Annotated in this window: 14 protein-coding genes and 1 tRNA gene; 8 read left to right on the forward strand and 7 right to left on the reverse strand. The window is 36.4% G+C overall.

Going from position 1 to position 15,837, the window contains the following annotated elements; genetic code table 11:
• The first annotated feature begins 107 nt into the window (after window positions 1–107).
• Window positions 108–2,081, forward strand: coding sequence for an ATP-binding protein (locus JOE44_RS11090; RefSeq protein ID WP_209785631.1), 1,974 nt, complete (start codon window positions 108–110; stop codon window positions 2,079–2,081).
• Window positions 2,071–2,709 (forward strand): response regulator transcription factor, encoded by a 639-nt coding sequence (locus JOE44_RS11095; RefSeq protein WP_209785632.1) that lies wholly within the window; start codon window positions 2,071–2,073, stop codon window positions 2,707–2,709. The genes JOE44_RS11090 and JOE44_RS11095 overlap by 11 nt, the downstream gene beginning before the upstream one ends.
• Before the next feature lie 51 nt (window positions 2,710–2,760).
• Here the strand turns inward: JOE44_RS11095 and JOE44_RS11100 are convergent, their stop codons facing one another.
• A complete protein-coding gene (locus tag JOE44_RS11100; protein ID WP_228421792.1) occupies window positions 2,761–3,192 on the reverse strand; it encodes a hypothetical protein in 432 nt (143 codons plus the stop codon).
• Between the two features lie 245 nt (window positions 3,193–3,437).
• Here JOE44_RS11100 and JOE44_RS11105 point away from each other — a divergent pair, with 245 nt between their 5' ends.
• The 3 genes from JOE44_RS11105 (at window position 3,438) to JOE44_RS11115 (ending at window position 6,048) form a co-directional block, all read left to right on the forward strand.
• Window positions 3,438–4,076: an alpha/beta hydrolase-fold protein gene (locus tag JOE44_RS11105; protein ID WP_209785633.1), complete on the forward strand. Its 639-nt coding sequence runs from the start codon at window positions 3,438–3,440 to the stop codon at window positions 4,074–4,076.
• Between the two features lie 120 nt (window positions 4,077–4,196).
• Complete coding sequence (locus JOE44_RS11110; RefSeq protein ID WP_209785634.1) at window positions 4,197–5,516, forward strand: PDZ domain-containing protein; 1,320 nt, start codon at window positions 4,197–4,199, stop codon at window positions 5,514–5,516.
• A gap of 4 nt (window positions 5,517–5,520) precedes the next feature.
• The gene (locus JOE44_RS11115) at window positions 5,521–6,048 is read left to right on the forward strand and encodes a hypothetical protein (protein ID WP_209785635.1); all 528 of its coding nucleotides are present in this window, start codon (window positions 5,521–5,523) and stop codon (window positions 6,046–6,048) included.
• Here the strand turns inward: JOE44_RS11115 and JOE44_RS11120 are convergent.
• From JOE44_RS11120 to JOE44_RS11135, 4 genes are all read right to left on the reverse strand, one after another.
• Entirely contained in the window at window positions 6,041–7,069 is a 1,029-nt protein-coding gene (locus JOE44_RS11120; protein WP_348635054.1) for a L,D-transpeptidase, read from the reverse strand. The two genes, JOE44_RS11115 and JOE44_RS11120, sit on opposite strands and share 8 nt — an antisense overlap.
• A 199-nt stretch (window positions 7,070–7,268) precedes the next feature.
• Window positions 7,269–8,111: a hypothetical protein gene (locus tag JOE44_RS11125; RefSeq protein WP_209785637.1), complete on the reverse strand. Its 843-nt coding sequence runs from the start codon at window positions 8,109–8,111 to the stop codon at window positions 7,269–7,271.
• Between the two features lie 6 nt (window positions 8,112–8,117).
• The gene (locus JOE44_RS11130; RefSeq protein ID WP_209785638.1) at window positions 8,118–8,405 is read right to left on the reverse strand and encodes a hypothetical protein; all 288 of its coding nucleotides are present in this window, start codon (window positions 8,403–8,405) and stop codon (window positions 8,118–8,120) included.
• Between the two features lie 11 nt (window positions 8,406–8,416).
• Window positions 8,417–8,839: a hypothetical protein gene (locus tag JOE44_RS11135; protein WP_209785639.1), complete on the reverse strand. Its 423-nt coding sequence runs from the start codon at window positions 8,837–8,839 to the stop codon at window positions 8,417–8,419.
• A gap of 180 nt (window positions 8,840–9,019) precedes the next feature.
• Between JOE44_RS11135 and JOE44_RS11140 the strand changes: the two genes are divergently transcribed.
• The 3 genes from JOE44_RS11140 (at window position 9,020) to JOE44_RS11150 (ending at window position 14,251) form a co-directional block, all read left to right on the forward strand.
• Window positions 9,020–10,069, forward strand: coding sequence for a response regulator transcription factor (locus JOE44_RS11140; protein ID WP_209785640.1), 1,050 nt, complete (start codon window positions 9,020–9,022; stop codon window positions 10,067–10,069).
• Window positions 10,070–10,204: 135 nt separating this feature from the next.
• The gene (locus JOE44_RS11145; protein ID WP_209785641.1) at window positions 10,205–13,051 is read left to right on the forward strand and encodes a TonB-dependent receptor; all 2,847 of its coding nucleotides are present in this window, start codon (window positions 10,205–10,207) and stop codon (window positions 13,049–13,051) included.
• A gap of 18 nt (window positions 13,052–13,069) precedes the next feature.
• Window positions 13,070–14,251 (forward strand): phosphatidylinositol-specific phospholipase C domain-containing protein, encoded by a 1,182-nt coding sequence (locus JOE44_RS11150; RefSeq protein ID WP_209785642.1) that lies wholly within the window; start codon window positions 13,070–13,072, stop codon window positions 14,249–14,251.
• Between the two features lie 78 nt (window positions 14,252–14,329).
• Here the strand turns inward: JOE44_RS11150 and JOE44_RS11155 are convergent.
• Together JOE44_RS11155 and JOE44_RS11160 are read right to left on the reverse strand one after the other, a co-directional pair.
• Window positions 14,330–14,403 (reverse strand) — tRNA-Asp (locus JOE44_RS11155).
• Between the two features lie 245 nt (window positions 14,404–14,648).
• On the reverse strand, window positions 14,649–15,836 hold the full coding sequence (locus tag JOE44_RS11160) for a glycosyltransferase family 4 protein (RefSeq protein ID WP_209785643.1): 1,188 nt from the start codon (window positions 15,834–15,836) through the stop codon (window positions 14,649–14,651).
• Between the last annotated feature and the right edge of the window lies 1 nt (window position 15,837).

Raw genomic sequence — 15,837 nt, forward strand, 5'->3', positions numbered from 1 at the left:
ATCCTGAAAAACAAGTAATTTTTTCTACCTAAATTCAGGTATTTTTTATGCTGAAATTTTTAATTAAATTGAGCGTTTAAAAAAATATTTTACAGAACTGATCCATAATGAAGAGATTACTTGTCCTGCTAAGCCTGTTTTTGTTTTTTAAATTACAATCCCAACAAATCATTCCGCTTAATGAGAAAGCTTATATAGACAGCTTACAAACTATTACAAAAGGGCATCTTCCCGATGCTTCAAAAGCAACGGCTTCTTTACTTTTATCAAATTATTATAGAAACAGTGACTCTGTTTTGAGTAAGAAATATCTTGCAAACGGAAAATTACTGGCTCAAAGCCATCCTTTTATCTCAGCAAAATATTATTATTACGAAGGACAATATAATCTGGACAGGAATAAAAAGAAAGCTGCAGTTTCCTATCAGCAAGCCATCCGGTCTTTATCAAAATTCAAAAATGAGGAATCTGATTTTCTTCAGGCTCTTGCCTGGTACAGCTACGGAGTTTCTCAAAAGGATAAGGAAGGTTATATTCCTTTGGTGAAGATGATGCTTGAAAAAAGTATTCCTCTGGTTGAAAAATATGAAAGCAACAGAAATTTAGGTTTCCTGTATACTCAGCTTGCAGTGATTCTTACTTATAATGCCCAGTTTAAAAAAGCTGAAGATTATAATGGCAAAGCGCTAAAAATTCTGGAAAAACACTATCCGAATTCTGCTGAGCTATTTTTCACCTATCTCAATTCTGCCAACAATTTCTGTTATCAGGCTAACGGAGATGAGGCTGAAAAGTATTTAAATAAAGCTGAAAAACTCATCAGTCGTTATCCGGAATCTTCATCCAATGCGTTTTATTATTACAGCAAAACTCTTTTGTATATTACCCGTCAAAAGAATGAAGAAGCTCTTCCTGTGATAGAAAAAGGAATTTTTTATACCCAAAAGTACAATCAGAATCTTCTGGCTCAAATGTTTTATTTCAACAAATATGATATTTTAAAAAAACTCAAAAGATATAAGGAAGCCAAGGCTACTTTGGAGGATGTTTTAACAGAAAAATCTCTGACCATTGATCTTAATAACAGAAAAACCTTTTACAAACAACTTTCATTACTCAATGAAGAATTGGGAAATACCAAAGAAGCGCTTCTATGGGAGCAAAAATATTCTAAACTCAACGATAGTCTGAATACTGAGAATGTAAAGCTTGAAATCAACAAACTTGAATCTAAATTCAACACCGCTGAAAAAGAAAGAAAAATAGCAACCTTAAATGCTGAAAAAAATCAAAAAGATCTGGAAGTAAACAAGAAGAATTCTTATTTATGGGGAATGGGTCTTGTTTTATTGTTAGCCTTAAGTCTTCTGCTCTTCCTGTTTATCATTTTCAGAAAAAATAAAAAGATAAATGAACAGAAACTCAATGATATCAAGCAAAAGGAGGAATTATCACTGACGAAAGCCATCCTTGATGGAGAAGAAAGAGAAAGAGAACGTATTGCAAGAGATCTTCACGATGGTTTGGGCGGAATGCTTGCAGGGGTTAAAATTAACTTTTCCACCTGGTCTTCCAGCCATCTGAATCCGGAAAAGGATAAAGAGTTTTATAAAATCTTGGGTCAGCTGGATAGTTCTGTAAGTGAGCTGCGCCACGTCGCCAGAAATTTAATGCCAGAATCATTGCTTAATTTTGGTTTGGAAACTGCCATACAGGATTTGTGTGAATTCTACAGTAGAAAAAACCTCGACATAGATTTTCAGGCTATTGATATTGAAAAGACATTACCTTTGAATATCCAGCTTAATATTTACAGGATTGTACAGGAATTACTGGCTAATGCGGTAAAACATGCTGAGGCCAACAACATTTTACTTCAATGCTCTCAATCCGGCGAAAATTTTCTGATCACCATTGAAGATAACGGAAAAGGATTTGATAAAAACAGAGAGAATACCACCAAAAGTATGGGGCTTCGTAATCTTAAAAACAGAGTCAACTACCTGAAAGGAAAAATGGAGATCACTTCTGATCATCAGGGAACAGCAATTAATATAGAACTCAACATCCATGGAGAATGAAAAGATAAATATAGTCATCGTAGATGATCACCCTATTGTGATTGAAGGATTGAGAATGATGCTGAACAGCCAGCCTTTCTTTAATGTAGCCGGAAGTTTTGCGTCCGGTACAGAAACGATAAACTTTGTCCGGTCACAAATGGCAGATATTATTCTACTGGATATTACGCTTCCTGATGCCAATGGAACAGAACTTTGCAGGGAAATAAAAAAAATATCCCCGAATACGTCAGTCATCATGTTCAGCAACCGTTCTGAAAGAAGTATCATTATGCAGTCTATACAAAACGGAGCAAGTGGTTACCTTCTCAAGAACACTTCTATTGATGAGCTGGTAATATGCATAAGAGGTGCGCTTTCCGGAGATATTGTGTTCTGCAATGAAACCAAACTGATCATCAGCCGTCCTTCTCAAAATGAAGTGCCTGCACCCAGGCTTACGAAAAGAGAAAAACAAATACTACAGATGGTAGCCCAGGGGAAAACAAGTAATATGATTGCTGAGGAACTGTTTTTAAGTCCTCTTACTGTAGATACCCATCGTAAAAATCTGCTCCAGAAATTTCATGCAAAAAATTCCACGGAACTGATCAACAGAGCTGTACAACAGCGTATGATTGAAGAATAAAAAAACCGCCTTAAGAGCGGTTTTTTTATAAATATTAAAAATAAATAATTTTTATGGTTCTAGGAAACTGTAATCAATAGAAGCAACAAGTACACCTTTACCTTTCTTCTTAACAGTTCTTACAACTTCTCCATCTATATAAAGATTGATCGTTAATTCAGAATTATCATCAGGCATTGATGCATTTGCATCAAGATTCAACTGTGCCTGGCTGGAGTTCACGAAGAATTCCCCGCTTGTCCATGGTGAAGTCACAGGTGACTGTGGTGTATTGTATATTGTGTTCTGAGCTGTACCTACCTGCGTAACAACACTTATGATGTTTCCTCCGGCAGTTGTTTTCACCTCGAATTGAACCACATGATCCTGAAACTCTTCGTCATCATCTTTTTTACAAGAATTCACAACGGTAATTACAGAAAATAATAAAACGAATAAAAAAGAAAGTCTAAGTAAACTTTTTGAATTGTAAAATTGCTTCATTTCTCCAAATAGATTTTTTAATGTTTCAAATATAAGTTTTTTATTAATATAAAAATAACTTTTATGAAAATTTTCCAATAAAGATTTCCAAATAATATCAAATCAATAAAAAGAAAAAGCCCGGGAAAAATTCAAAAATATACTCTAAAGAAATAATCATTACACATAAACCATCATGCAGCAGAAGTTCATTGTGTGAATAATAAAACTTAAGATTCTGTAGGTAATTTAATTATCTTTGCTGTATGAATTTAGATTATCTAGTAAGAGAACCGGAAAATATTACCCCAAATACCCCTATTCTTTTTATGCTTCATGGCTACGGCAGTAACGAACAGGATCTTTTCAGTTTCAGGGAAACGCTTCCCAATGACTGGATTATTGTAAGTTTCAGAGCTCCGCGTGATACTCAATTTGAAGGATACTCATGGTATGATATCAATTTTAATGATCCTGAAAACTTTATCGATGTTCCCCAGGCAAAGGAATCTTTACATGCAGTTCTGGAAAGTATGCTAAAGATTATCAATCACTATGGGCTGACGGAAAGTAAAGCTCATCTTTGCGGCTTCAGCCAGGGAGGAATACTGTGCTATGCGCTGGCCTTAAAGCACCCTGAACTTTTCAACTATGTGGCATGTCTGAGCAGTTATCCTGAAGAGAAAATTCTAGACGGCATTGTAAAAGATAAAAAGAAACTGGAAGGACTTCGTTTCTTCATTTCTCATGGTACGGATGATGCTGTGATCCCACTTGAATGGGGAAGAAAAGCAGCAGATCTTCTTTACGACCTTAGCTGTTACTTCACATTCAGAGAATATATGAGTGGTCATGGGGTCAATCAGAAGAACTATATGGATTTGATGGATTTCTTTTCAAAATAAAAAGAAAGCATTTTAAAATAAATTCAACAAAAAACACTACTTCATTGTAGTTTATATAAACATTCCAGCTTTTGGAATGTTTTTTTATTATCATATAGATAAATTCACTAAATTCAGTAAATGAAATTTAAATTGCTTTTACTGGGATTATTTCTAAGCATTTTTGTAAATGCCCAGAATTCTTTTGAACTCATCAATACTAAAAAAGCGGTTATTCCTTTTCAGTTTATCAATAATCTTATCTTTATTCCTATCAATGTTAATGGTGCTGAACTTACCTTTCTGTTGGATACCGGGGTTTCGGAAACTATTCTTTTTAGCCTGGAAAATAAAGAAGTGAAGCTAAGCAATGTTGAAAAAGTAAAATTTTCCGGACTTGGGGGAAGCTTAAGTATTGATGGACTGAAGTCTGAGCGCAATATGGGCAAAATAGGTGATGAAATTGTAAATACTTCCATGTCTCTTTATATCATTCTTGATGAAGAGTTTAACATTTCTTCCCATGTAGGAATTCCCGTAAACGGAGTGATTGGATATCAGTTTTTTAAAGACCATCCTGTTTATATCGACTATATTTCAAAAAAATTAACGGTCTATGAAAATTCTGATCTTTTAAAAAAGAAAGTCAGAAAATTTGAAGAATTCCCTATTACCATTGAAAGGGATAAGCCTTATCTTTATGCCGGAGTAGAAATGACGAATGAGAAGAAAGATTCAAAGCTTCTGATTGACCTTGGAAATAACGATGCGATCTGGCTCTTTCCCACTCTCATTAAAAACTTTGTGTACAACAGACCTAATATTGATGATTTTCTTGGCCGTGGTTTCAATGGAGATATTTTGGGCAAAAGAAGTCGTATTCATAATTTTTATTTGGGTAGCTTTAAGTTTGAAAAACCTCTTACCGCCATGCCGGATGAATACTCAATACAGCACGTTACTTTAGTGGAAAACAGAAAAGGTTCTGTAGGCAGCGAAATTATGCGGAGGTTTACAGTAGCTTTTGATTATCCCGCTAAAAAATTATATTTGAAAAAAAACCGTTTTTTTAATGATCCATTTCACTTTAATATGAGCGGGCTGGATTTCAAGCAGGACGGATTGGAATGGCAGCAGGACAAAATAACTATTGAAACTCAGAAATCAGCTACGGTAGTGAATGAAGTATATAAGGATGCCTTTCAGTATAAATTTAGTTTAAAACCTATATTTTCCATTGCTGGAGTAAGAAAGGATTCACCAGCCTATGAAGCAGGCCTTAAAAAGGATGACAGAATTCTGAGTATTAACGGAGATCTAACTTCTGAGATGACACTGGAAAAAATTGTAGAGATTATGAAGTCTAGCGAAGGCCGGAATATTACCATGATCATTCAAAGGAAAAATGAAAGGCTCACAGTAAGATTCACCCTGCAAGATCCGATTCCTTATCAAGAATAAACATATGAATACTGAAGAAACCACCTTAGACAAAATAAGAACCCGGCCCAGATTTAAAATGTTTACTCATCTTACCAAGGAAGAGTATGCTGAAAATCTGAAAAAATATATAGAAGAACATAAAGACGAGTTTTCCGGGAATATCAATAAAGAAGTTGCCACCATCTGGGTGAAAACAGAGTATGATAACTACTGGAAACCTCATCTTGCCTTACGGGTAGAAATAGAAGATGAACATACCACAATACGCGGAGTGTTCGGACCCAGTTCTGCAGTATGGACCTTCTTTATGTTCCTGTATTTTTCTTTTTCTATCCTATGGATGACTTTTTTCACTATGTATTACGTAGAAAAGCAAATAAAAAGCGCCGAATACCCTTGGGCACTGAGCGCTTCTTTTATCATGTTATTTTTTATTCTTCTTACTTATATTGCTGCCAGATTCGGACAACATAAAGGTAAAGAGGAAATGCTTAAGCTTAGATCGTTTGCTGAAGAATCTACTTTACAGTTTGAAAAAAAAATTAATTAGACACAGGTTCTATAGGTTTTTCATTCTGAATAGGTGTAGCTGCGGCTTTTGCTGCTTTGATAGAATCCGCTACTTTTTCTCTGTTGCTTTGTTCTTTAAGCATTTTCGGAACGTCCGGTTCTAAAAGTTTCGTCAGCTCTTCTACAGAAATATTATTGGCATTAGGATCATCCAAAAGGTTTCTCCATGGTTTTCTTCCGCCCCACTTATAATCTCCGAATACCATTACAGCTGTACCTCGGGCTTTGGTTGTAGCACCTCCGGGGTTCAGAATCCAGGTATCTGCATAGGAATACAGCCATTGGGCATCTCTTCTCAGCAATCGTAAACAGGAATGGGAAGCTGGATATCCAGGAAGGGTATATTCATGCCATCCGATTCCTCCTATATTGTGAATATTAAAGTTATAGGGAAGTTTCCACTCGCTGCTCACGGTAGAAATTGCGAGTTTCTTTTTCCAGTTGGCAAAAGTAAGCCCTCTTGTAGTCTGGGCAGCTTTTTTCCCCATACTCGTTGGCCCCCATTTCACAAGACTTCCATTGGAATATACGGCAAAAGCCTGTATAGGATATGAGAAGATGACAAACTTTTTCACCCCGCTCAATACATCCAGCTGCATAGGAAACGGTGAATACGCCATCAATGTTGTATCTATTTTCGCAGGAACTACCAATGTATCAGAATTCCATTTACTCTTAGAGTCCAGCCTGTTTAAAGCTAAAATAGCAGTTCGTTCTTCTACACTGTATTTCTTGCTGAATTCTGCATAAACAGAATCACGCATCTTTTTATCCTTTGGAAGAACAAAAGCATTATAAAAACCATTCTCCTGCATAACAGGCGGAACAGATTCTTTTTTTACGACAGGAACAGAATCTTTCTTTATAGAATCCTTTTCTACCTCCGCAACTTCCGAAGAAGAAACAGTGTCTTTAAAAGTATCGCTTATTTTTTCTATTTCTTTTTTACAGGAAACAAGGAAAACAGCGCAAAAACATGCATAAAGAATAGATTTTTTCACAGATATGTTTTTCATAAATAAATCGGCCATTTAGTTTGGCTACCCAGTACAAATATCAGACCTAAATTTGAATCATAAAAGACATTCTTAAAAATACCGTAAAAAAACGGAGGCTTTATCACTGTAAATGAGGAGTTATCGTTGAATAATCTAAAAAAAACATAGATTTTAAAGATATTTCAAGACATTGAGCTGGACGTTATTCATCGGTATTTTCTTTTGTAGAAATCCATTCTAAAGTTCCTTTTTTGTTAAACCGGTAAGTATCCTCATGCCATCTGGCTCCTCCCCTGCATCCTGTTGTTAAAAGTTTTTTATCCTTTTCTACTGTCACATCGCATAGACACGAGCAGCTTGAGCGGAAATAATCCGGTTCTTTAAGTTTTTCAAAGCGTCTGCTTCCGGGATTATAAAGATAGATTTCAAATGTTCTGTAAACACCCATTCCTTCATCGGGAACAGAAAATGCGATATCATCATACCCGTCAAAGTTATAATCCTCTATAATACTCTGCCTGGTAAAAGAGGGTTTATCCGGAGCCGAAAGTTCAATAGCGGTCTTTTTCCCGTCAGGATAAGCAATCGTAAAATGGTTGTTATAAAAGTGATTAAAGGTAAGGACAGCATTATGCAGAAGATATTTACTGCTTCCGTCATATTTCTTTTCATCCTCAATCATTTCCATCTTAAATATTCTGTTGTCCTTCCCTCTTGTATAGGTAATGTTTGAAGCTGTATGATGCATCATTTCGAAAGTATATACTCCCGTAATTTTGCCTCCGATGATTTCATTCCAGACATAATACTCAATATCAGGCTGCCCGTCATTTCTTCCGCTATCGTCTACTGTAAAGCTTTTTACCTGTAGAGGAATGATTTCTTTCTTCCCTGAATATTGCACAAAAGCTCCTTTGCCCTGAGCTCCATAATAAAGCGTAAGCCTGAATTCTTTTGCTTCTCCTATGGATTTTAAGATAAAAGGCTGTGCAGAAATCATTACAGAGACCATTATCATACAGAATAAAAACAGGTTTTTCATCATGATCGTTTAAAGAAAAAGGTTCACTACAAATCTTACAATCCATAAAAGGATAATAAAAAACAGTATGGCAAACTGAACTTTATTGACATTTTTATTTCCGAATTTCCATACCAGAATCCGGTCTATGATAATCACGAGTAATATGGGAATCAGACTGAACAAAATATACATTCCGAATAATCCGTCTTCGGCAGATGATCCTGTCATGAGAACAACAGAGGCAATCAATCCGGCAATGATGGCAATGATTCCTGCCAGAAAAAAGAGGGTCCAGTTTTGAAATTGTTTTTTCATGAATAATAATATCAGTGGTTGATTGTATTGAAACGGATATTGAATCTGTAATAGTAAAACATCCAAAAAGCCAGCCAGGGTAGATTCATAATCAGAAAAATAATCGTTTCCTCACCATCTATCTTTCCATCAGTAATAGTGAAAAAGGAAAAAACAGAAGCTATAACAGGTAAAAGAAACCAACATACTGCGGTTTTTAATTTTCCTTGGAACGGTTTTAAAAGAGAAAGCAGACTGCTTAAAGACAATAGACTCAAAAATACTATCCAGAAAAGGGTAAAACCATAGACCAATCCACTCATGTCACAGTTTCTCGGTGGATTTCTTACTTCTTTGGTAAGGCTTAAAAACAGAATCAAAAATACGAAGGAAACCAAAGTGGAAATCAGCCAAGTCTTAAGTATTGCAAACAAAATAAATCTTCCTTTGGACATTCGGTGTATGCTTATTAGCTAAAGTACTAATATCCGCTCAATGTACAAAACCGGAAAATCCCTGAAAAACGGATCAGGATTTACCCCTTAACTATCTGTCTGTTTTTAAGCTGATATTTAATAATTTGTTAAAGAATCCATCTCCATATTATCTATAATTTTGGTAAAATATCAGTTATCATGTTATACATCATTATGGTAGTTGTACTACAGGCACTTATCACCCTTACGCTGCTCATGTCTCTTATCAAAAACAGAGAATCTGTACTGAATATGCTGCTCCTGTATATCGGAGTGGTTACTCTGGATATGGGCTATGAATATTTCATTATCCAAAGATTTGGCTATGAATCTGTTCTGTATGAAATTCCGGGAAGCCTTCGTGTTTTTAAAGGTCTTATTTTCTTATATATCACTACGCATTTAATCCACGCAAAATGGAGAGATAAACTTAAGTACCTTATTGTTCCGCTAACTCTGGTGGTCATTCATCATGCGATTGCTATTTCTGCAAAGATGCTTGATCTTTCCTGGGCAGATCTGGCCATCACATCTTATAAGTCCTATTTCGTTTATTATAGTTATTATTGGATTGCCTGTCTTGTGCTGTGCATTTACTTACTTACAAAATACCGCAAAAATATTACTCATCCTGTAGCCGGTAATTTCCGTTATCTGGTTTGTTATGTATTGCTGGGAGTATTGATGTTCTGGACAGTTTACAAGCTGGGTTGGGATACTTTGATCTATCAGAAGATCTACAGCCTCCTGTTTCTTTTCCAGTTCGGGTGGATTTTGTACGTTTATATTTTAACGTACCAGCACAAACTACAGGTACAGCAAAATACAGCAGATTTTTCTGCGTCCAAAGAAACCTATCAGTATAAGGATCTTTCAAAAATAGATTTTGAGACTGTACTGAATGCTATCATCTCGTTCTATAAGGAGAGCCATGAATATCTGGATGAAGAGTTTACATTAGACCAGCTTTCCAGCCATTTGAAAATAAGCAAGGCAGATTTAAGTATCACTTTTAATAAACATCTTCATTCCAATTTCCATGAGTACACCAACAGAAACCGTATACAGCACTTCAAACAGATTTTGTTGGAAGACCCTTCGGTCAGTGTAACAGATCTTGCGTTTCAATGTGGTTTTAAATCCAAATCTACTTTTTATAAATATTTTAAAAAGGAATTTGACTGTCTTCCTTCCCAGCTTGTTCATTAGTTACAATTATTTAATATTAGCAACATACTGATTTACAATACAGTTCACCTCGAACTCCACAGAAAAAGTTGCATAAAATTTAAATGAACCAAAACTTTTGAAGGAGCTGACATCTTTGCACCAAACTTTTTAAGGATGTCACGAGAAAGACTTTTTTTAACAAAAGCAGCATTTTTTCTTCTTGGCCCATTGGCCTTTGCACAAACTACCGTTCACGGAACCGTAGTAGACAGTCAGGCAAACCTACCTAATGCCCTGGTTTATATTGAAAACAGCGGACAAAAGATAACTTCTGACACTGACGGTTCTTTTATTCTCAATACTGTTTATGACGGAAGTTATCGACTTGTTGTAGAATATAAAGGTTATGATAGTGTTTACATCCCTTTCACCGTTACGGATAAAAAGGAAGTAGATCTTGGATTAATTAAATTCGGAGCTAAGTTTAAAGAAAACAATCTTCAGGAAGTAGTTGTTACCAGTGTATATAAAGCATCACAAGCCAGAGCGATTACGATGAAGAAAAACTCCAATACCATCACAGAAGTACTTTCTGCTGATGCTATTGGAAAACTTCCGGACCGGAATGCCGCAGACGCCGTACAACGTATGCAGGGAGTATCAATCGAAAGGGATATGGGTGAAGGACGTTTTGTAGCAGTAAGAGGAACACCTGTTCAGTGGACAGCTTCTACTCTGAATGGAAACAGAATGCCGAGTGCCAGCGGTGATAATGCCAACCGCGGGGTACAGATGGATATTTTTCCTTCGGAACTTATTCAGAATGTGCGTTTATCTAAAGCGTTAACACCCGATCTTGATGGAGATGCCATTGGCGGAAATGTGGATTTTATCACAAAAACTTCACCCAATAAAGAAACTCTGGCTATAAGTATGGCTTCGGGCTATGTCAACATGTCCAAATCCCCTACTTACAATACTTCCATTGTCTACGGGAATAAAATTACTGATAAGCTGAAATTCATTACCTCAGCAGTGATCTGGGAGCGTTCTACAGCTATTGATCAGATGAGAAATATTTACAACTACGGTCTGAAAGATAAAACAGCCTCCTATTCTATCAATCAGCTGCAGCTTCGTGACTATCTGGCTAACCGAAGAACTTTAGGGTTCAATTTAGGATTGGATTATGAGATAGACAGCAGGAATAAATTATATGCAAAAGCATTATACAGCCAATATAAAGACGGTCAGTCGGTAAGGGAAACTTATTTTAATTTTGACAGTAAAAATGTCCTTCTGCAGGCTCGTCATGCAGATTATCTTACGGACCTGTACTCTATGCAGCTGAGTGGTAATCATCAGGTAGGACAGCGTATGGAGGTTAATTGGTCTTTATCCAAAGCACGTTCTGAGTTTAAATTCAATTCTCCGGACAATCTTGATCCTTATGAAAGAGGTTATCCTATGGTCAATTTCATACAGCCTATGACCTATGGAAACCTGTCTGCTGACGGAAGAAAATATATGGCAATGGATGCTCCGGACGGCATTGGTGACACGGGAAGATACACTCAGCCATACAACCAGCAGGCAATAGCTGCAGATAAGCTTAAATTAAATCAAATAATCTTGAGCCAAAACCGCAACAGCGAAACAGATCTCAGAGGGCAAATGGATATTAAATATAAAGTTGCCGATAATTTTGAGCTTAAATTCGGGACCAAATACAACAATAAAAACAAAATCGTCAACAGTTCTCTGCTTGTTTGGATGCCCAAATCCTCATTGGGAGTCCCCGGAACTCCGGTCACTTATCTGAATCAGCTTGAGCGCGAGAATTTTCCGTATAAAGGAGGTTTCATGAATCCATTAGGAAATCCTTACAATGCGGTAATCATTGATCAGATGACCAATGCACAGATTGATCAAATGTACAATCCGGGTACTCAAAACAGCTTAGGACTGATGCAGGTGAGCAGTAAAGACAGCAATTCTAATATTACCAGTTCCTACAGAGGTACGGAAAATGTATGGGCTGCTTATCTGATGGGAACATGGAAGATTTCAGAACAACTTCAGGTATTGGGAGGCTTCAGAAATGAATATAATGATGTTACGTTCTGGGGCAAAAAAGTAGTAGCTGATAAGGATAATAAAATGGAAGACATTAAGGACAATAAAACATACAATGTAGTTCTTCCGATGGTCAATATGAAATGGAATATCAGTAGTGACCGCATCCTGAGGCTGGCTTATACCCGCTCTTTTGCAAGGCCGGATTTTAATGATCTAAATCCCGGAACCATCGTTAATGATATCACCAACACCATCACTCAGGGAAATACCAAACTGGATCCTACATTTTCAAATAATTTTGATCTTATGTTTGAGAACTATTTCGGAAAACTTGATCTGATAACAGCCGGAGTATTCTATAAAGATATCACCAATCTCATCTATAAAGATCAGTCTGTGGTAGATCTGGCAGGAAGAACTTATACGTTTACTGCTCCTAAAAACCTGGAGGGAGCCAAGCTCTTTGGTTTTGAATTCGGGATATCTAAACGTTTTGAAAATCTCCCGGGATTTTTGAAAAACATAGGTTTTGAAGGAAACTACACTTATATTTCTTCTAAAATGAATATGCCGGTCTATGAAAACGGCAAACAGACAGGAACTATGTCTACCACAATTCCTAATCAGGCAAAGCATATTTTCAATACGATCCTGTTTTATGAAACCAGTAAGCTGATGATCCGTCTTGCCGGAAATTATAAAGGAAATTATGTAAGCGAAATCAGAGCTGCTGCCGGAGCTGACCATTATCAGTATTTTGATAAAAATTTCACGGTAGACCTTTCCACTTCTTACAGCCTTACAAAAAAAGTCCGTCTGTTTGTAGAACTCAACAATATTTTTAATGAACCCAACCGCTATTATATGGGAACAAAGGATCGCGTAGAAAATATCTCCTACTCAGGAATACGTGGGCAACTGGGATTCAATTTCAATTTTTAATCAAAGTTTTTTATTCATATGAAAAAGTATATATATGGAGCTGCATTTTGTATGACAGCGCTGGTACAGGCACAGGATAAATGCCAGAATGTAAGAATCAATCAGCTGCAGATTGTGGGAACTCACAATTCTTATGCCCAGCCGGCAGATCCAAAAGTACTGGATCTGGTAGCTCCTATCATTAACGGAATGATGCAAAAATACAGCAGTATGATGTCTGAGGAGCAAAAAGCCAAATTTAAAGAGTATCATCCTTACGGAATGGATATGAAAGAGGGATTAAACTATAATCATCCTGACTTCACAGAGCAGCTCAACGCCAATCTGAGAGGACTGGAAATAGATGTTTATTATGATCCTGAAGGCGGCAGATTCAGCCATCCTGCAACGTATGAGGTATTAAAAGCCAAAGGAATCACTGATCTGGCTCCATTGAATACCAAAGGACTCAATAAGCCGGGGTTCAAAGTACTTCATATGGCAGATATAGATTTCAGAACACACTATCCTACTTTAAAAGATGCGCTTACAACTCTTAAAACATGGTCTGATCAATATCCGGAACATACTCCAGTCTTCATGATGATTGAAGCCAAGGATTCCGGTTTTCCTATTCTTGAAAACAGTACAAAAGTACTACCCTTTGATAAAAAAGCTTATGATGAGCTGGATGAAGAAATTGTACACTATCTGGGAAAGGATAAAATCATCACCCCAAAAGAAGTTCAGGGTAAATACAGGACACTTCAAGAAGCTGTAACCCACAACAACTGGCCAAAGCTTAATGACAGTAAAGGGAAATTCATGTTTATGCTGCTTCCCGGTAGTGCCGGAACCTTATCTTCTAAAAACAATCCCTATCTCATTGATGGATCATTAAAGGAAAGGGTGATGTTTTTGAACAGTGAACCGGATGATTCTTTTGCCGGATTTATATTGAGAGATAACGCAATCGTGAGACAGAAAGAAATACAAAATCTGGTACAACAAGGTTATATGGTAAGAACACGATCTGACATTGAAACTTATGAAGCTAAAACTAATGATTTTACAAGATCTAAGGCTGCTTTCAGCAGTGGTGCCCAGGTTATTTCAACTGATTTTTTCCGATCCGGAAACACCTATGGAACGCCTTATTTTGTACAACCTCCTCAGGGGAAAGATTATATTAATAATCCTTTAAACTCACCGTGTAAATAAACAGTAAAGATCTATTTATAATTTTTTTTCTGTATAGCTATAAATAAAAAAAGTCTTCTATTTCTAGAAGACTTTTTGCGATCCGGACGGGACTCGAACCCGCGACCTCCGCCGTGACAGGGCGGCATTCTAACCAGCTGAACTACCGGATCAATTAAAAAGCGTTGTTTTTAACTGGTGCAAATATATAGCTTTTTTTAGCTTTTCCAAAGAAACCTATTCCTTTTCTTTCAAAGCTTTTGTAAGGCTCAGATTGTCAAATACAAAAAAAATAAAATACCCTACTTTAAAAGCTTTTTAAAAGATTATTCTTCAAAATTCAGGTAGTTTTAGCATTAAAAAATGATTGAACAAATACCTACTTACTCTTATGTACGAAATTCTTTCTCCTGACCATTTATTCTGTCTGTTCGATAACTTCAACAAATTTTTTGCACAAAATAGATTTGTCGTAAACTGTTTCAGCCAATTTCCTTGCATTCTGTCCCATTTTATCTACCACATCAGGGTTGTCTTTCAGATAAAGTACTTTTTGTACAAGTTCTTCCGGATGGTTTGGGTTTACATAATATCCGCAATGGTATTCTTCAGCTATATCTTTTGTCCATCCGGCAGAGTTTACAATAATTGGTTTTCCTGCAGACAAAGAATCGAAAAGTTTATTGGGAGAGTTGGTATACAAAATCGGCAGATCCAAAAAGGAAATCACAGAAACATCCGAAAAATTAACAATCTCAGATACGTCAGTCATAGGGAACTTACCGAGAAATTTCACATTTTTAAGATTGTTTTTTTCTACTTCCTCTATTAAATCATTTTCGGTAGAACCACCTCCTACAAACAAAAATTCTATATCTTCTCTATTTTTTAATAATTTGGCGGATTCAATAATTGAATGAGCTCCATTTGCTAATCCCAGAGACCCAAAATGCACTATTTTGAAGGAATCTATTTTTAAGCCTAGCTTTTCCATCAATTGATCGTTTTTTCCTCTTGGCCAGAATTCATCCATTTTAGCCATATTAGGAATCATTGATGTTTTTTCTTTTGGAATATATTTTACAACTCCATCCTGCATACCGGGAGAAAGTGCAATAACACGGGAAGCATTTTTATAAATCGTTTTTTCCAGCAGACGAGTCGTTTTTATTGTCCAACTGTTTTTTATGGCTCCCATCTGTATAGGCACCTCCGGCCATAGATCCCTTACTTCAAAAACAAAAGGTTTATTTTTAAACCATTTTAATATAAGTGCCGGAATACCTATCGTAAGAGGAGTAGATGTAGCAATCACCAAATCGATATCTTTCTGTTTCAATCCCAGCACAGACGATTTGTACATAAATTTCAAGAAAGCCTTTAACCTTCTGGAAACACTCATATTCTGGTCATAGTCTTCTTTTATATAAACGACTTCAATACCATCAACTTGTACAACTTTAATATCCTCTGAAAATTTGGATGATGAGGTGAGCATGGTGACTTTATGCCCGTTTTTAATAAGTTCCTGTGCCAGCCAATACGATCTTGTTCCTCCAGGTTCCTGAGGGGTTACAAAATATTGGTGGATATATAATATATTCATT

The sequence above is a fragment of the Chryseobacterium sp. PvR013 genome (assembly GCF_017833095.1).
Taxonomy (GTDB): domain Bacteria; phylum Bacteroidota; class Bacteroidia; order Flavobacteriales; family Weeksellaceae; genus Chryseobacterium; species Chryseobacterium culicis_A.